Genomic DNA, 17,073 nt, shown 5'->3' with positions numbered 1-17,073 from the left:
CCCCCTCCGTACTGTGCGACTGTATTCGTTGGCGGCTAGCCTTCGGCGTGGCCGGCGTGAATTCGTTTGCGGACCGCGAGCGTGGTGATGAGAGAGATGCCGCACACTCCTGCCATGTAGGACGCGGCCAGGTAGGAGGCGCCGTTGCCTACGCTCACGAGCCATGTGGCGACTAGTGGGGCTACGCCGCCGCCGACGGCTGCGGTGATTTGGTAGGAGAATCCGGCGCCGCTGTAGCGGAATTCCGGGCTGAAGAGTTTGGTGAAAATGGGCTGTTGGACGGTTGCCATGGTCACTTCGACTGCGAGCAGAGTGACCATTACGGCGAGAATGATAATCAGGACATTCCGTGTTTCGAGTCCCCAGAAGAACGGGAAGGCCAGGACCACGCCGGCGGCGGCTCCAAATACGTAGACCTTGTATGGGCCGTACTTGTCGGCGTATTTGGCGATGATCGGGATGGCGAAGAGTGAAGCGATTGCCGTTGCGATGATGGCGGTGAGGGAGATGGATTTGTCTACGCCCAGGGTTTTAGTTGCATAGGAGATGGCGAACGTCAGGATGATGTAGTTCGCGACGTTCTCGCCAATGCGCATGCCAAAGACGATGAAGAATGACTTCGGGTTTTCCTTCAGTGCCGCTATAAACGGCACTTTGCGGATGTCGTCGCTTTTCTGAAGGGTGGTGAATTCTTCACTTTCGCCTACGCTGCGGCGGATGATGAAGCCGATGGCAATGACGATGACGCTTGCGATGAAGGGGATCCTCCAGCCCCAGTCAAGGAAGGCCTGGTCCGGTGTGATGAGGGTGCTGGTGAGGTAATAGGCGCCATTGGCCGTGAGAATGCCTACGTAGGCTCCCGACTGGACCACGCTGCCATAGAGTGTCTTTTTACCCTCGGGAGCGCTTTCCACTGCCATGAGGGTGGCTCCGGCCCATTCGCCTCCGACCGCGAAGCCCTGGGCGGCTCGGAGGATGATGAGCAGGATCGGCGCCCATACTCCGATGTTTTGGTACGTGGGCAGGAAGCCGATGAGGACGCTGGCGGCGCCCATGATCAGGAGGGTCAAAACGAGCATCTTCTTGCGTCCGATGCGGTCGCCGAAATGTCCGAAGACGAGGCTGCCGATCGGACGGAAAAAGAATCCAATGGCGAAGGTCGCGAAGGCCAACAGCTGCGATGCCACTGGGTCGTTGCCTGGGAAGAACAGCGGTCCGAAGATCAGCGCGGATGCGGTGCCGTAGAGAAAATAGTCGTACCAGTCGACGACGGCACCGACGAGGCTGGCGGCAGCGGCTCGCCGTCCTTTAGTGGCGGCGGGCTTGCCGGTTACAGACCCGGACGTGATCGATGTTTTCATTTGGTCTCCATTGACGATGAGGATGGGCTTACGGAGGCAGTGCGGTCGAGGACCTCCCGTGTTGCTGCCAGGGCCAGTTCGGCCCGGACGGATGCCTGCAGGGGCTCTGGAGTATTGAGCGGGACTTCGACGCTGATGACGAGGTTGTCGGGGAGGTAGCGAAGCTGGCCCAGCAGGTCGATGCCGCCGCGGCCAGGCAGCAGACGGTCATGCCGCGCATGATGGATGAGCTGTTCAGTGGTGGCTGGTTTTTCGGCTGGGCCGTCGCAAATCTGCAGGTAGTGGAACCATTCCGCCGGCAGTGTCCTGAGGTCCTCGACGTTGCTCCCGGATCGGTCGAAGTGGATCGAGTCTATGAGCAGGCCGGTGCTGGGGTGCCCGACGGCCTGCATCACGCGGGCGGCATCTCTTAGGTCAGGAACATCGGTCCAGGGCATGAACTCCAGGTTTGCAATCATGTTGTGTTCGGCGGCGAGTTCCGCCAAGGTTCGGAAGTTGTCCGTGAGGCGGTGACGTTCCGGATCGTTGCCTGCGACGAGGATGTGGCGGGCACCCAGCGAGGCTCCGGTCTCGACGAATCTGCTGTAATCGGCACGAACGTCTGTTTCGGGCTGCAGGCGCAGGGTTTCGATATCCAGAATCAGTATGCCCAGGTCGTCTGCACGTTTCCTGGTCTCGCGAACGAGCGGGGTGTCTCCGATGATCGGATACACGGTTTCCTCCGGTGTGGAGGGAATCAGCCGCAACCCGACGTAGTCGTACCCGGCCGCTGCTGCGGTCTCGACGGCCTGGGTGGGTGATAGCTCCAGAACTGTCAGGGGTGCGAGGGAGATTTTGTGCGTCATGGCCATTCTTCCTTGAATGAGGTTGCGCGTTGAGCGGTGCAGGACGTTGCTATTGCAGCGGTGAGAAGGGTGCTGGAATGTAGATCTCTGAATTCAGGGTTGTCAGGTTGGCGGGTCCTCCCTTAGGTGGCCAGGTGCCTTCCTCGACCGCTTGGGCGCGGGATGCGTTTCGGGCATCCAGTGAGGCGTACGGCCAGATGTTGATGAACCGGGGGCCGGGACCGTCCAGTGCATAGGCGGCCAGGGTGAGCGGGGATATCCGGGTCCGCGCTGGAACGGCTTTCTCCCAGGCGTCGATGGTGGCTTGGACCGCGTTGGGTTTGATGCCGTAGGTGCGAACTTCGTAGAACGGGCCGGACGTACCAGGCGTGACCGGTTCCAGGAATGGGAAGAGGGCATAGGTGGAGACCGAGAGTGAAGCAGCGACGGACGAAACGCCGTAGGGGTCAGCGCTCAATTGTGCCCGGTTTCGGTCCTCTGCTGCGTCAGCATCCGTTTCGAACGCACGCAGGACCAAGACCTTGTTCAGTTCACCGATTTCGGTGGTGAATGCGCCCAGTAGTGTTCCGCCGACTGCCGGGGGCTGCGTAAATGCATGGATTCGGTCGAAGGCTTCCTTGACTCCGCCGATGGCTGTGGTGATGGTGATCGCTTCGATGCGTGACATGTTTACTCCTTACGTTCAGTGCTGGTGGTCGGTTTCTTCGGCCATGATGGCCTCGGTAGCGCGGAAAGCGCTGTCGGCGGCAGAGACGCCGCAGTAGATGGCGGACTGCAGCAGCACTTCCTTGATGTGCTCGGGCGTGGTGCCCAGGCGGAGGGCCGCCCGCACGTGTGCCTTGAAGTCATCTGACCGGTTCAGGGCAATCATCGTGGCGATGGCGACCAGGCTGCGTGTGTTGCGGTCCAGTTCCGGCCTGGACCAGACCTCGCCCCATGAATAGCGGGTGATCATCTCCTGGAAATCAGCGCTGAATTCAGTGCCGTGGGACTGGGCGCAGTCCACGTGCGCATCCCCCAGAACTGCACGTCGCTGCTCCAGCCCCAGTTCGTATCGGCATTTTTCGTCCATGACTTACTTCCTTAGGTGATGCTTATCAAAGATTTGAGTTTTCACTGTAGAACACGTTCTCACTCGTGAACAAGTGCTGGCCATGGATATGCCGTTGGTGTATCGAAGAGACGGGTCAGTGGGCGGCGGCCAGCCTCGTGAGCTGGCGCGAAATACGCTCGATGGCAGTGGTCAGCCCGCGCGTAGCTTGCGCCTGCGACTCATCGGTGAGGCGGACGCTTGGCATGACGACACTAATGGCACCAATTGGGAATCCGTCGTCGGCCAGGATGGGCGCCCCGATTCCCACGATGCCAAAGGTGAATTCTTCATCGACGAACGAGTACCCCGTTCGTCGGACTTCCTCCAGCTGGCGGACAAGCTCATCTGTGCTGGCGATGGTGTTCGGCGTGATGCGCTCAAACTCAACGCGCCGCAGATAGTCGGACAGCATGGCCTGCGGCAGGTGGGCAAGAATTGCCTTACCGCCGGAAAGCGCATAGAGCGGTCCGCGGTCGCCCGCGCGCATGTGTGAGACCAGCCGGTGCGGCCCGGAAACCGAGTCGATCGTTTCCCCTTGATCGCCTTTAAGCTGAGTTACGGTCACAGATTCCCCCGTGGCTGACGAGAGGTCAACAACAATAGGATGAATGAATCCCAGCAGCGACCGTTCCCGTCCGGTACGTTGCGCGAGCTGCACAAAGGCATCCCCAAGGCGATAGCCCTTCGAGATCGGGTCATACTCGACAAAATTTCTTGCCACAAGGTTGCGCAACAGTGGAGTGAGGCTGGATTTGGGAATGTTCAGCACCTCCGCCAGCTCGGCATGCGACATCTCGCTGCCCCATCGACCGAGCAGTTCGAAGACATCCAGGACGCGGTCCGCTGACTTCACAACCCCTTTGGGCTCAACAGCCATGTGCTCCTCATCCTGTAACGCCTGCGCTTGCGGCCCCGTCGGACCGCGTTTCAACTCTAGCCGGAACCGCCGCCTGGGGACGGTCGGGCGATCGCGTTATGGATCATGCTTAGGTAGGCACTGACTCCGACGACTGCTAATCTGTGTTTACATACTAGAACTCGTGCAGTTACATGAACACTGATTTCGCGGGGGCTGGAGATTCTGCACGTCGCGATGAAGGGACGCATAATGTCAAAGATCGATTACCACTATCAGGGGCGCACAGCTGTCATCACCGGGGGCGCCCGCGGGATCGGACGCGGCATTGGCGAAAGGCTTCAAGGGGAGGGGGCTGAGGTCGTTGTGTGGGACCTCGATCCCTGCCACTTCGACCCAACACTCAACGATTTCAAACCGGCGCTAATACAGGCCGTGGACGTTTCGAGCCTGGCATCGGTCGAAGAAGCCTGCCGTGCCACACTCGCCGTTACCGGCCGTATCGACTTCCTGATCAACGGCGCTGGCATCAACGGACCGGTCGCCCCCGTATGGGACTACGATCCCGAGGCCTGGCAGCGCGTTATCGACATCAACCTAACGGGCGTTTTTAACACATCCCGCACGGTTGCTCCTCACATGCGGGCGGCCGGATTTGGGCGGATCGTGAATATCGCTTCCATGGCCGGCAAAGACGGCAACCCACACATCGCCGCCTATTCCGCGGCAAAAGCCGGGGTAATCGGGTTCACCAAGGCCTTTGCCAAAGAACTCATTACTGACGGCGTGTCCGTCAACGCAATCGCACCCGTTATTACGGAAACTGCACTTTTCAAGGAAATGACCCAGGAACACATTGAAGCCAGCAAGGCCAAGATCCCCATGGGCCGGTTCCTGCAAATTGAGGAAATCGCCGCCCTCGTCAGCTGGATCGTCAGCGATGAATGCAGCTTCACCTCCGGGTTCACCTTTGACATTTCCGGTGGCCGGTCCACCTACTGACGCCGGTCCTCTGCCGCTAAGGGAGGGCCGTCACGGTAGTTCGTGGACAGAGTGTCTGCCCGGGAACCTGTTTCCTCGTTGGCCGATCCCGGTCATCCCAAAACTGACCACGGCTGTTCTTCCTGGGCCGCAACAGGTAGGTCCCCGCACCGGCCTGGAGTACTTCGAGTCCCTGCTGGATCCGGCACTGGTCCTGGAAGTGGACAGCTACTGGCAGCCAGGACCCCGTGGAACTGCTGTGCAGGCTGGGCGACCGGGTGAAGTTCATCCACATCAAGGACGGCCCCTGAACAAGGACAACAAGGGGAAACTTGTGAAAAAGTCGAATATACGACGCTAAGGTCTTGCCGGGCGGGGACTGTGGAATTAACGGTGTATCCGGCTCCACAAGCCGGGCGGTGAGCCTGGCGGGGAGGAGCCCGATATGACCGCAACACTTGAGGCTGTGCCGAGTACGAAAACCCCTGAGAAACCGACAGAGAAATCCGAGGCCGAGGCCGCCCGTGAACTGGTGAGGATGGCCAAGGAACAGGGCCTGTCCCTGACCGGCCCTGACGGGCTGCTGAAGATGCTGACCAACGGGCAAGAGTCTTCATTGGCCCTGGCGCCCCGGCTGACCATGCATTTCTATGAGATGACGGACTGCGCCGAGCAGACCGACCTTATCCTGGCAGCACGGGCAACGCAGCCTCCTACTGTCCCGTGGCATCGACAACTGCGGGAGCGTGGAAAATAAGGGTGGAAAAGAAAGTAGGGTGGGCCGGCGCCAACCGCCGGGGGTTGTTCCCGAGAGCGGAACGAGGGCGTGTTCACAGGGCATGAGGTACTCCCCCGGTCAGGGCCGCAACGGAAAGCAGGGCGCTCACCCTCCGATTCGGCCTCTTAGGGGCCAAGTCCCCTCGACCCCTGCGGCCTGGTTCCCGGTGGTGCTGCTTAGCGAAAGGCCGGACTCGGGGAACCAGGCCGGCAGCGCGATACTGGCGTGTCAGCGCCAGCCCCGGCCCGTAGGAAACCCCAAATATGGTTTTGGATACCGCGACCTTGCGGAGCTTTTGGCCTTACGGCCCTGGCTCTGATCTTCCTGTTCTATTTTTGACCTACCGCCCTGCCGTTCCCCGTACAGCGCCGCTAACGAAACGCTATATCTGGCAAAGGCACAGGGAAGGAACCATGCCGTACGAAACGACCGGATGATCCGCGCATAGCCCCTCCGTGCCAAGCGGCAGAACGAACCCAAAGGAACCGCCTGCGCACGGCAAAAGTTGGAGTGGCAGGTGCGCGATAACCTTGTTCGTGTTGCTACCCGAAAGGGGAAGGCTTGCTGCTGACCGCATATATTGCCAGCGCCTCAGATGGGTTTTTCATGGTCAAAACCATAGAGATACCCGAACTAGCGGTTCGCACCGGCAAGATCGAACAGATACCGGAAGCAGTACGCGCCGCCGCCGCCATCACGGGCAAGGGCCCCGCAGGACTTCGACCTAACTACGGACTACTAACACCTAACGCGATGGATAAGGCGTTTGAGTCCAGCGGCTTTTTACGCTTGCCTTGACTAGAGAGCGGCAACGCGAAGGCACTGCCACGCCCGCCAACGCGACGCGACCCCGCCGGATCGGGCACCCAAGCCCGCGGCACCGGTTCCGAAGGAATTACGGGCTCAGCAGAGAGACGCTCTACCAGTACCTGCGCCAGGCAGGCCAAACCGGGGAACCCCTCCCCTGCCGGCGCGACTGGCGGGGCGAAGCACGCTGTATCAGCCATACAGAATCATCATTATCGGCTCTCGCAAAGCGCCGGTGGAGTGCCTGTAAAAAGGGTCACCACTGAGGTGTAAGAATTTCTCGCGTTAATGCTCACGAGCACGGCCTGGCGGTGTTCTCCCGGTGCTATATAGCGGCTTCGGAGCAGATGCCCTGAACCGGTGTCGCGCGCTGTCGGCCTGTTCGGCAGCATCGATCCTCGGGCGCGGATCCCAGAAGCATCCGCGGCGCAGGTACAGGTCGGCTATGGGCGGTCGATTCCTCTGAAGGTCTCGAGCACGTTGGTGGCGTGGGTGGTGGCGTCGTAGGGCATGTTGCCGATGCCCTTTGTGGTGGGGATGGTGGTCACCGGTTCCCACAATTCATCGCTGTTGCCCGATGCGAGGGCGAGGAGGGCGTCCCGAACGAAGGTGTCGCGGAGAACTTGCTCCTCGCTGGTGTCAGGCCGAATCTGGCCGACGATGCCGTACATCTCCGTGCCGTGGACGGCGGGGGCTCCCTCGACGGGGCCGACGGCGATCAGGTGTGCGTTTCCGCCGGCCGCGGCGTGGGCGAGTGCTCCGCGGGCCTGGGGCAGGGTGAAGGAGAAGTCGGTGAGCAAGGCTCCACGGACCTGGACGGGGGTGCGCCCGTCGACGTCGTAGGCGGCGATGATCTTTCGGGCGCGGCTGCGTGGGATGCGGTTGCTGTTGGCGAACTCGGCGACGAGGGCGTCGATGCTGCCGGGATCGAAGTCCTCGGTCTTGTGAAGTACCCACCAGTCGAGCTCATGGGTGGTGCTGCTGAAGAGGATGTCCACGTCACGGTGTCGGCCGGACTGGAGAACGTGCATGGGAAGGTCGGCGAGGACGCCGTTGGGCTGGGTCCGATCGTCGACGATGGCGACGAGATCGTTGTCCACGCCGTGCGCGGCCCCAGGGTCTTTGGACTGCGTCGCAGCCATCGCCTCGGCGAGCAGGTCCGCGTCGACGTTCAGCAGCTGCTCGGGGTCATCCTGCAATCCGAGTCCGGTGAGGACCGCCTGGGCGCGTTCTTCTGCTCCCCATGCCGGCACCTGGCGTGCTGGCATGCCGGAGAACGCGGCGAGGTGGTGGTAGAGGCCGTCGGCGGAGGGTGCGGCGAGGAGGCTGAGGGTGGAGTAGGCGCCGGCGCTGTGGCCGGTGACGGTGACGTTGTCGGGGTCGCCGCCGAATCGGGCGATGTTCTCGCGGACCCACTGCAGCGCGGCGATGATGTCCTGCAGGCCGAGGTTGGTGGCCTCTGCGAGTGCGCCGCCGTAGTGGGAAAGGGACAGCCATCCGAACGCTCCGAGCCGATAGTTGATGGAAACTCCGACCGCTCGTCCCGTTGCGGCGAGGCCGGACGCGTTCGAGGTGGTCTGCGTGTTCGCGCCAAGCATCCATCCGCCGCCGAAGATGTAGACGATCACGGGAAGCGGCTTGTCGCCTGAGTCTTCGGGTGCCCAGACGTTGAGGTTCAGGCAGTCCTCGCTGAAGCCGTTGTCGGCTTCGAGCCAACTGGTGTCCCCGGCTTGAAGCGGTGCAGGCCCTTTCTGGTCGTAGGGCAGGTCGGGGTTGAAGGGAAGCAGGCTGGGGCGGCGGAAGCGTTCGGCGGTGGCGTAGGGAATGCCAAGCCAGGAGCGAACTGCGTGTTCATTTGTAAAGGTGCCGGTGGTGTCGGTCATGGGTGAGTCCTTTCCAGAGCTCAGTCGGTTTCGGGGGTTGTGGAGTTATCGCCGGTAGAAGCGCCTGGGCTGGCGGAGCGTTGTTGCGCCCAGAGCTGGAGGCGTTCGGTGATGGCGCGTTCATACCCGTTGGCGGTGGGTTCGTAGAAGGTCTGCCGGGGCATGCCGTCGGGGAAGTAGTCGGCGCCGGAGAAACCGGTGTCTGTGTCGGGGTCGTACTGATAGCCCTTGCCGTAGCCGAGGTCCTTCATCAGACGCGTGGGGGCATTGAGGATGTGCCCAGGCGGCATCAGCGACCCGGTGCGTTTCGCCGCAGCGTGGGCTCTGTTGAAGCCTCGGTACACGCCAATGGACTTCGGGGCCGTCGCCAGATAGAGCACGGCTTGCGCGATGGCGAGTTCCCCTTCCGGGGAGCCGAGCCGTTCGTACACGTCCCATGCAGCGAGGGCTTGCTGGATCGCGTTCGGATCGGCCATGCCGATGTCCTCGGTGGCGAACCGGGTGATCCTGCGGGCGATGAACAGTGGGTCCTCTCCGCCGTCGAGCATTCGCGCCAGCCAGTACAGGGCGGCGTCCGGGTCCGAGCCGCGCATCGATTTGTGGAGCGCGGAGATGAGGTTGTAGTGGCCCTCCTGGGCCTTGTCGTAGAGCGGTGCGCGTTTCTGCACCGCGGCAGCGAGCGTGGCTGAGTCAACAGGTTCGGTGAGGTTCTGTATCTGTTCGATCATGTTGAGCAGGTATCGACCGTCACCGTCGGCCATCGCGACGAGCGACTGCCGGGCGTCCACATCGAGCGGGAGCGGTGCACCGATGCGTTCTTCGGCGCGGCCGATGAGGGTTTCGAGAGCTGTCTCGTCGAGGCGCTTCAGAACGAACACCTGGCATCGGGACAGCAGTGCGCCGTTGAGTTCGAAGCTGGGGTTCTCGGTGGTGGCTCCGACCAGGACGATGGTGCCGTCTTCAACGTAGGGCAGGAACGAGTCCTGTTGGGCGCGGTTAAAGCGGTGAATCTCATCGACGAACAGCAGGGTCCCTTGCCCGATTTCTCCTCGGTATTTCGCCGCCTGGAACACCTTCCGGAGGTCGGCCACCCCGGAGAACGTCGCGGACAGCGGTTCAAACGCGAGATCTGTCTGCTCGGCGAGGAGCCGCGCGATGGTCGTCTTCCCGCAGCCGGGAGGTCCCCACAGGATCATCGACACGAGTCGTTGCGCGCCCACCATGCGCCCGATCGGGGCATCTGCTGCAAGGAGATGGTCCTGGCCCACGACGTCGGCCAAGGTGCGCGGGCGCAACCGATCGGCAAGCGGCCGGGAGGAATCGTCCATCTCGAACAGCGACAGGGGCTGCCCGCTCACGATCGCTGCTCCGGGTGGTGGCCGGAGACAATGTCGTAGGAGTCTTGCACCAAATCCTCGACGAGTCGTTTAGTCACGCCGGGGCCGGGTCCGACGGAGATCCAGTGCTGTTTGTCGAGGTAGTGCCCACGGGTGATCGAGTCGTGTTCGTGGCGAAGCGCGTCGACGTAGTGTGGGTCGGCCTTGACCGTGATGATCTGTTGATCCGGGTCGTCCTCGGTGATAATGAGAAACACCTTGTCCTGCACCTTCCACACCTCGAGGTGGGGTGTGAACGGCCGGCCATTGCTGACGTCCCCAAGGGCCGCGGCGGTGTCGCGGGCGATCTGCTGCAATCTCGTCCCGGAGAGTGTCACCTCGTATCCCGTCCGAACGTGGCAGGGTCGACCGGCCGCTTCGCGAGCGGAAGATTCTCAACGACGAGCAAATATGACTCCGTGACCAGGTCGTCGATCATCTGTTTCCGCAGGTCGCCGGAGGGGTGCAGTGTGATCCAGTGCTTCTTGTTCATGTGGTACCCGGGGGTGATATCGGCGTGCTGCTCGCGAAGCGCCATCCCGTCCGCTGGGTCCGTTTTCAGGATGACGATCGGCTCCCCGGTCACCTCGGTGAGCAGCATGAACACCTTGTCCCGCACCTTGAAGACCTCCCAACCGGGCCCGAACGGATGCTCCAGATTCGCGCCGGGGAGCTCCTGGGCTCGTGCCCGGGCATGCTCCTGCAGTTTTTCGCCATTCATACGGTGCCCCTCCTGGACTAGATTGAAAACCGGTACGTACTCGCGTACGCACTAAGCTACGTACAAGTGTACGCACTAGCTCAGACATGGGAGAAGAAGATGCGCCGAGGGAAACCGAACGATCCCGGACGTCGCGCCCGGATCCTGCAAGCGACGCTCGACGTGATCAGGGCCGGTGGCATGGAGGCGGCCTCGTATCGGGGTATCGCCGCGCACGCCGGAGTGCCGCTGGGATCGATGACGTACTACTTCCCCACCCTCGAGGGGCTCATCCTTAGTGCGCTCGACACGACCCGCAGCGATCTCGAACCCCGCTACGCGGACCCACTCCGTGAGGCACAAACCCGGGACGACGTCGTTGACGTGCTCGTCGACGCGACGATCGGCGCAACGAGCCCCACTCTCGACGACATCCGCCTGTATGCGGAGATACGCCACTACGGTGCACGAAACCCGAAGGTCGCCGACGTCCTTCAAGCAGTTGAAGACGACTCCCTCGTGACGCTCCACCGCGTCCTCCCGAATAGCACCGCGCTTGCAATCAACGCCCTGCTCTGGGGCTGGTGGAGCCACCGCCTGGCGCATCCGGACACTGCACTCGACGAACTCACCGTGCGCCAAGCCTTCGAAGCCCTCGTCAACCTCCCCGCACCGGGTCACCCATTCCACGAAAAGGAGCAGAACAATGCCTGAGACGATGCGCGCGATCCGGCTCACGGGCCCCGTCGACATCGACGGTCTCATCGTCAGTGACGTACCGATCCCCGAAGTGCGCCCGGGATGGGTGCGTATTCACGTGATGGCGTTCGGGGTCAACGAGTCCGAGGTGACGAGCCGCAAGGGTGAATCCGGTCCCGACTTTTCCTTGCCCCGGATCTTGGGCATCGAAGCCGTCGGTGTCGTGGACGCCGTCGGCGACGGCGTCCACCTCGCTCCCGGGCAGAAAGTCGCCACCCTGATGGGTGGTCTCGGCCGAACCATCGACGGCAGCTACGCCGAGTACACCGTCGTCGACGCAGCGAACGTGATCCCGTTCAAGACGGACCTGGGATGGGATGTCGTCGGCGCGCTTCCAGAGATGCTGCAAACCGCGCACGGGGCGATCGCCACCGGGCTGCGGCTGACGGCCGGACAGCGCATTCTCATCCACGGTGGCACCTCTACCGTGGGGCTCACCGCGATCGCGATCGCCCACCAGCTCGGTGCAACGGTCATCGCGACCACCCGTGCTCCGGCTAGCATCGATTTGTTGAAGGGCGTCGGCGCCGACTACGCCCTGATCGACGACGAGGGACTTTCGGAAACGGTGGCCGAGATTGCTCCGACGGGAGTCGATGGGGTTCTCGAGTTCGTTAGCGCCCGCTCTTTGCCTGCAATGCTCACCCTCATCCGCACGGGTGGGACAGTGTGTTTTGTCGGCTCTCTCGCCGACGAGTGGACTATCGCGCAGTTCTCCCCGTTCGAGATTCCCAACGGTGTCCACCTCACCAGCTACGCAGGCCGCGCGTCAGACCTCCCCGCAGACGCACTCGCCCGCTACCTCGCGACGATCGAGGCAGGGACCCTGAAGATCGTTATCGCGGGCGTGTATTCGGGACTCGACGAGGTGGCCACCGCCCATCGGGCCTTCGAGGGCGAACGGCGACCCGGGAAGAATGTCGTCGTTCTCGCCGCCACCTGAGTAGATGAACACCGATCGCGCACTCTTCCATCAAATGGCGGAAGGATACGGGATCGCTATCGTCCCGGAGCAGGTTCTGGTCTGCACTTCTCGATGGTCATGGTGAAGGGATCACCGGCGGCCGCGATCAGGTCCAGGCCAGTGGCGATGGTGCCAACCATGTGGGGGCGGTGGTCTCTCCCCTGGCCAGCCGGCATACCGATCTCGCGCAAGGTCAACGTTGGCAGCGTACGCAAGATCGTCCGACTGGCACACGATTGGGATTGGGCCACATTCGAGCCGCCCTGTGCCTGACCGGACACCGGTCCTGCTCGACCACGGATACGACGAAGCCAAGAAACCATCCGAATGGACGGCAACGGACTACGGCTCTGCCGCCGAATTCAGAGGCGGACAAGTGCTGACGCAGGACATGGCCCCTGGGCAGTTCACCAAGCCCATCGAATGGCGGTGCGCATTCGGTCATGCCTTCGATGCCAGCCCCCGACTGGTCCTGACCGCTGGCCACTGGTGCCCCGCCTGCCTCGCAGACCCTGCCAGCTACTCGGACCAGGCAGCGCGGAATCCATTCCTCGCCCAACTTATCCAAGCCGCGGAACAACCAGTTCACACAGCCGCAGCGTCGGCCAGTGCCGCCGGTCCATCACAACCGAAGCCCTGACCCCGCTGAGGAACGCTCACAGCACCCGGCAACAACCAGACACTAAAACCCCCAGAAAAGGAAGAGGCAGGAACACGTGAACTTTAACGAAATCATGCTGAACCCATTCGCGACCGGCGCTGGGACAACCCTTAGTAGCTGGCAACCCGTAGACGATTGGTGCGCGTTGACAGGCTGCCTGGTCGAAATCCATCATCGCGGGCAACTGGTCGACCTTGGGACAGTCGAATGCGCCACACACGACGAATCTCTCCTCTGGCTGCACCAGAACGGGCAGTTCCACGGCGGATCATCGAAAAAGCCCCGACGTCCATATCCGCCTAACCCATCTCACGCCGGACTAAGGCCGAACCAGAGTCCAATACAGTGAAGATCTGGATACCGCGATGGCATGGCATGAGGCACCCTCCGCCTCGGCAGTCCGGGACGCGGCAAGATGGGGCACAGCCCAACGTGACGTCAAAACCGCCTGACACAGTTGACGCGGGTTCATCGTAGAGCCGCGAACCAACAAAAGCGACGTTGTGCGAGTAATACTCAGCTTTCTCGGCTCAGATCAGGGCCCTACAGCCATGCACTAAGGAAGCAAGAAACGGATGCTGAGCCCGATCGCAGAACACAAACCAGAAATGTTCGATGACGATCCACTCGACCCCCCAGGATCCGCACCGAAAGAATCCTTGACAGAGGCTTCCAGCAGCCCTATGTTTATTGCAACCGATCTCAGCAATCGATCTCACTATTCTCAAATGCAACCGATCTCAAAGGAGAGACTCGATGATCAAATGCCTTATCCACGGACCTTCGGTAGCCCCACATTGAGCAGGCGTCGTTTTGAGTACGACATGCATCCGCAACCCAGCACACAGGAGAGATTCATGATCAAGAAGCGATGGGGCTTTGCGCTCGTTACAGCAGTCGTAGCTAGCCTTGCCCTCAGCGGCTGCTCCCCCTCAACTCCGCAATCTGAGGGGCCGGTGACGCTCAATTACTGGGACTTCCTCGATCCCAGCCAGGCTAATCCGCGCTCTAAAGCCCTGAAGGAAAACGTTGCCAATTTCGAGGCGGCAAATCCGGACATCAAGATCAACCTGTCCGTTGTTTCACTGGGCGATATGTTGAACAGGCTGCCGCAGGCTGCGGCAGCTGGTCAGGCTCCTGACGTCTTCAAGATGTACACCCCCGTCGTTCCCCAGATGGCATCTGCCGGCGTTTACTCCCCGCTGCCTGATGCGGCCTCCAAGGTGACTGACTGGCTGCGCCCGACCAACGCTCTTGCCGGTCCTGACGGCAAGCAGGTCGCCGTTCCGTATGAGTACCGGACCTGCGCCCTCTACTACAACCAGAAGATCCTTTCTCAGATCGGCGCGACCGTTCCTACCACCTACGACGGGGTTGTCGACGTTGCACGGAAAGCTGCCGCAGCCGGGTTCACCGGCTTCGGAACCGGGTTCTCGGACAGTGACAACTCAGCCATTATCGGCACGTTCTTCGACTGCTTCATGACGCAGGTCGATCAAGAAATGTGGAACAAGGATGGGCAAGCAGATTTCGCGACATCCAAGGGCGAGGAGTTTGGTAACTTCCTTACCAAACTCCGGGACGCAAAAGCTCTGGGAAGCAACGTCGTTTCGGATACTTACGGGACCGTAGCTGACGGCATGGCAAGCGGTACGGTAGCGATGGCAATCATGGGCACGGAACGCGCAGTTTCGTATGCCTCGCAAAATCCGGACCTTAAGTGGACAGCCTTGCCCAAAGCAAGCACCGGAGATACCACGGGCACCACCATTGGGTGGACCCTGGGGATAGGCAATGGCAGCAAACACACTGAGGCGGCCTGGAAGTTCATCGAGTACATGACCGGTCCGGAAGCCGCTGCACGGATGGCAACCGGAGGCGAGGTACCCACCCGTGCCGCCACCTACCAGCAACCGTATTTCTCCTCGCCTGAGGCTAAAACAGTCAATGACATCGCTGCTTACGTCAAGAGCAATAGCAAACCGCGCACATACTCCAGCAACTGGACCTCGCTGGCCAGAGGGCTTTCCCAGGCCGGGCAGAAAGTGATCCTCAATGGCTCGTCGGGGAGCGACTTTATCCATTCCGCGCAGGATGCGGCCAACAAGAAGTAGCCGGTCGGGGAGTCCGAGAAATCGGGCTCCCCTCGGAAGGGACAGATAATGTCAACAAAAAGCCCGACCCGCACCTCACGCCACACCCTAATTTCCCCCTCAGGCACCCAAGCTTCTCGCCGGGCCGGCAGGGACCGGAAGGTATGGCTCTACGTCGTCCCCGTCAGCGCTGTCTTCCTGTTTGTTTTTGTGGGGCCGCTCATCTACACCGCGTGGACGGCCCTCCACGAGACTTCCTACTACCAGATCGGCAAATTCTCAGGTCTCAATTCCTTCGTCCGGCTGTTCTCGGATTCTGACCTGCCCAGTCGCATCTGGACAACCTTGGTATTCTCGCTCGGTGCCTTGGTCATCGCCTTGCCGGCAGGGCTTCTGTCTGCGATCGTGCTGAACAACCTCCACCGCTTCAAGCGCTCCGTCCGGAGCCTCTTCCTACTGCCGTGGCTGATGTCACAGGCCACAGCAGGAACAATCTGGCTTTGGTTCCTCAACCCGAACTACGGTCCAGCCTCCGCCATCACCAGGTCCCTCGGATTCGGTCCCACTGACGTGTTTTCATCACCGACCAGTGCACTCGTCGCCGTGACTCTGATGACGTCGTGGTGGTCCTACCCGCAGGCCATGCTCCTCTTCCTGGGAGCCCTTCAAACCGTTCCAGGGGAGTTGTATGAAAGCCTCAAAGTGGACGGCGGAGGCATCCGGCACGCATTCGTCAACATCACGTTACCTCACCTGCGCAACACCATCGTGTCCGTGGTGATCGTTCTTCTCATGCTCTATGTACAGATGGTCACCATCATCCTGGTGACGACACGAGGTGGCCCCCTCGGATCAACCGAGACGCTGTCAATGCGGGTCTACAACCAGATGTTCGACAAGTTCGATCTCTCCGGGGCATCAGCAACGGCCATCCTCCTTTTTGCCGTCAACATTGTCCTTACTCTTGTCGCGATTCGTTTCCGACGGAAGGAAAGCCTGTGAGTACCACAACCGCGCGCCGTAGAGGCGGCGTCGGCGCGGCCCTTCGGGCGGTTCCGGCCTGGGCATACGTCGTCCTCTCCGCCGCGGTCGTTCTACCGCCTGTTGCATGGATCGTATCCACCTCGCTCAAAACCGCCTCGGATACCCTTGAGTTCCCGCCTAGGTGGATACCAGACCCGTTCTCCTCCGAGGGTTACGTTGGTCTGCTAACCCCAACCAACATCCGCTTCTTCGCCAACTCTCTGATCTATGCAGGCGGCTCGATCGTGCTCGCTCTCGCCATCAGTATCCCGGCGGCATACGTGGCTACCAGGTACCGGAGCCGCCGCATGGAAGCTTTGATGACCGGCATTCTGGTGCTGTCCATGGTCCCGGCGATCGTGGTCTTCATCGCTCTGTACTCCATGTTCGTCAAAACCGCCCTAATCAACACCTACCCGATGCTGATCGTCGTCTACACGGCCATCATTTGTGGACAGACCATCCTGTTTCTGCGCAACTTCATCGAGAACATCCCTGTGGAGATTGAGGAAGCAGCCGCAATCGATGGCTGCTCCCGGATACAGATCCTGTGGCGAATCATCCTCCCACTCATCCGTCCCGGCATCGCTGCTGTGGCAATCTTCATCTTCGTATTTGTCTGGAACGACTTCCTTGTAGGCACCGTCCTCGCCACCACGGAAGACATGAAGACCGTCCAAAACGGCATCGTGCGTTATATAACCACTGGCTTCGGCAGCTTCTGGGGACTCTTCGCCGCATTCATCGTTGTTGCTTTCATCCCCGTTCTCTCAATCTTCCTGGCCTTCCAGCGCTGGTTCGTTGCCGGCATGACGTCCGGCGGTGTCAAGGGATAACTACAGCAGGAGTTCTGCTGCCCAGGCCCAACCTAGAAAGGGCACGCCGCATGACCG

Annotated in this window: 17 protein-coding genes and 2 pseudogenes; 10 read left to right on the top strand and 9 right to left on the bottom strand. The window is 61.2% G+C overall.

The features are described 5' to 3' along the window. Positions 1-35 precede the first annotated feature (35 nt). The 5 genes from J7I84_RS00935 to J7I84_RS00915 all read right to left on the bottom strand — a co-directional run bounded on the left by J7I84_RS00935 (position 36) and on the right by J7I84_RS00915 (position 4,176). On the bottom strand, positions 36-1,361 hold the full coding sequence (locus J7I84_RS00935; protein ID WP_214939374.1) for an MFS transporter: 1,326 nt from the start codon (positions 1,359-1,361) through the stop codon (positions 36-38). Next, complete coding sequence (locus J7I84_RS00930; RefSeq protein ID WP_214939371.1) at positions 1,358-2,206, bottom strand: sugar phosphate isomerase/epimerase; 849 nt, start codon at positions 2,204-2,206, stop codon at positions 1,358-1,360. Before J7I84_RS00930 ends, J7I84_RS00935 begins: the two co-directional genes overlap by 4 nt. Before the next feature lie 49 nt (positions 2,207-2,255). Next, positions 2,256-2,873, bottom strand: coding sequence for an NIPSNAP family protein (locus tag J7I84_RS00925; protein ID WP_214939368.1), 618 nt, complete (start codon positions 2,871-2,873; stop codon positions 2,256-2,258). A 15-nt stretch (positions 2,874-2,888) separates the two neighbouring features. Next, the gene (gene pcaC, locus J7I84_RS00920; RefSeq protein WP_214939365.1) at positions 2,889-3,278 is read right to left on the bottom strand and encodes a 4-carboxymuconolactone decarboxylase; all 390 of its coding nucleotides are present in this window, start codon (positions 3,276-3,278) and stop codon (positions 2,889-2,891) included. Positions 3,279-3,393: 115 nt separating this feature from the next. After that, positions 3,394-4,176, bottom strand: a complete 783-nt coding sequence (locus J7I84_RS00915; protein WP_214939362.1) for an IclR family transcriptional regulator — start codon at positions 4,174-4,176, stop codon at positions 3,394-3,396. A 231-nt stretch (positions 4,177-4,407) separates the two neighbouring features. On the opposite strand from J7I84_RS00915, the gene J7I84_RS00910 reads away from it, so the two are divergent. The 4 genes and pseudogenes from J7I84_RS00910 (at position 4,408) to J7I84_RS00900 (ending at position 6,712) form a co-directional block, all read left to right on the top strand. Continuing rightward, positions 4,408-5,157, top strand: coding sequence for an SDR family NAD(P)-dependent oxidoreductase (locus J7I84_RS00910; RefSeq protein ID WP_214939359.1), 750 nt, complete (start codon positions 4,408-4,410; stop codon positions 5,155-5,157). Positions 5,158-5,302: 145 nt separating this feature from the next. Continuing rightward, a pseudogene (locus J7I84_RS21375) lies at positions 5,303-5,444 on the top strand (sugar phosphate isomerase/epimerase); the annotation flags it as partial. Between the two features lie 137 nt (positions 5,445-5,581). Then, positions 5,582-5,806, top strand: a pseudogene (locus J7I84_RS21965) (IS256 family transposase); the annotation flags it as partial. Between the two features lie 669 nt (positions 5,807-6,475). Beyond that, complete coding sequence (locus J7I84_RS00900; protein ID WP_214939356.1) at positions 6,476-6,712, top strand: hypothetical protein; 237 nt, start codon at positions 6,476-6,478, stop codon at positions 6,710-6,712. A gap of 452 nt (positions 6,713-7,164) precedes the next feature. Here J7I84_RS00900 and J7I84_RS00895 read toward each other — a convergent pair whose 3' ends face one another. Genes J7I84_RS00895 through J7I84_RS00880 form a run of 4 tightly spaced genes read right to left on the bottom strand, consistent with a single transcriptional unit; the run spans position 7,165 to position 10,701 of the window. Further along, positions 7,165-8,604 carry a carboxylesterase family protein gene (locus tag J7I84_RS00895; protein WP_214939353.1) on the bottom strand — a complete coding sequence of 480 codons (1,440 nt, stop codon included), beginning with the start codon at positions 8,602-8,604 and terminating at the stop codon, positions 7,165-7,167. A gap of 20 nt (positions 8,605-8,624) precedes the next feature. After that, the gene (locus J7I84_RS00890) at positions 8,625-9,962 is read right to left on the bottom strand and encodes a replication-associated recombination protein A (RefSeq protein WP_311381032.1); all 1,338 of its coding nucleotides are present in this window, start codon (positions 9,960-9,962) and stop codon (positions 8,625-8,627) included. Next, positions 9,959-10,297 carry an MmcQ/YjbR family DNA-binding protein gene (locus tag J7I84_RS00885; RefSeq protein WP_214939350.1) on the bottom strand — a complete coding sequence of 113 codons (339 nt, stop codon included), beginning with the start codon at positions 10,295-10,297 and terminating at the stop codon, positions 9,959-9,961. The genes J7I84_RS00890 and J7I84_RS00885 overlap by 4 nt, the downstream gene beginning before the upstream one ends. A gap of 17 nt (positions 10,298-10,314) precedes the next feature. Further along, entirely contained in the window at positions 10,315-10,701 is a 387-nt protein-coding gene (locus J7I84_RS00880) for an MmcQ/YjbR family DNA-binding protein (protein ID WP_214939347.1), read from the bottom strand. A 66-nt stretch (positions 10,702-10,767) separates the two neighbouring features. Between J7I84_RS00880 and J7I84_RS00875 the strand changes: the two genes are divergently transcribed. From J7I84_RS00875 to J7I84_RS21370, 6 genes are all read left to right on the top strand, one after another. Then, a complete protein-coding gene (locus J7I84_RS00875) occupies positions 10,768-11,394 on the top strand; it encodes a TetR family transcriptional regulator (RefSeq protein WP_214939344.1) in 627 nt (208 codons plus the stop codon). Then, positions 11,387-12,382 (top strand): zinc-binding dehydrogenase, encoded by a 996-nt coding sequence (locus tag J7I84_RS00870; protein ID WP_214939341.1) that lies wholly within the window; start codon positions 11,387-11,389, stop codon positions 12,380-12,382. Before J7I84_RS00875 ends, J7I84_RS00870 begins: the two co-directional genes overlap by 8 nt. A 286-nt stretch (positions 12,383-12,668) precedes the next feature. Continuing rightward, entirely contained in the window at positions 12,669-13,043 is a 375-nt protein-coding gene (locus tag J7I84_RS00865; RefSeq protein WP_214939339.1) for a hypothetical protein, read from the top strand. A gap of 878 nt (positions 13,044-13,921) precedes the next feature. Next, complete coding sequence (locus J7I84_RS00860) at positions 13,922-15,178, top strand: ABC transporter substrate-binding protein (protein ID WP_214939335.1); 1,257 nt, start codon at positions 13,922-13,924, stop codon at positions 15,176-15,178. 48 nt (positions 15,179-15,226) lie between these two features. Then, positions 15,227-16,159 carry a carbohydrate ABC transporter permease gene (locus J7I84_RS00855; protein ID WP_251045892.1) on the top strand — a complete coding sequence of 311 codons (933 nt, stop codon included), beginning with the start codon at positions 15,227-15,229 and terminating at the stop codon, positions 16,157-16,159. Then, complete coding sequence (locus tag J7I84_RS21370) at positions 16,156-17,016, top strand: carbohydrate ABC transporter permease (protein ID WP_214939332.1); 861 nt, start codon at positions 16,156-16,158, stop codon at positions 17,014-17,016. The genes J7I84_RS00855 and J7I84_RS21370 overlap by 4 nt, the downstream gene beginning before the upstream one ends. The last annotated feature ends 57 nt before the right edge of the window (positions 17,017-17,073 follow it).

The sequence above is a fragment of the Arthrobacter sp. ISL-85 genome, assembly GCF_018613675.1.
GTDB lineage: Bacteria > Actinomycetota > Actinomycetes > Actinomycetales > Micrococcaceae > Arthrobacter.
The sequence above is the reverse complement of the archived record's forward strand: the minus strand, read 5'-3'. Positions and strand labels throughout refer to the sequence as shown.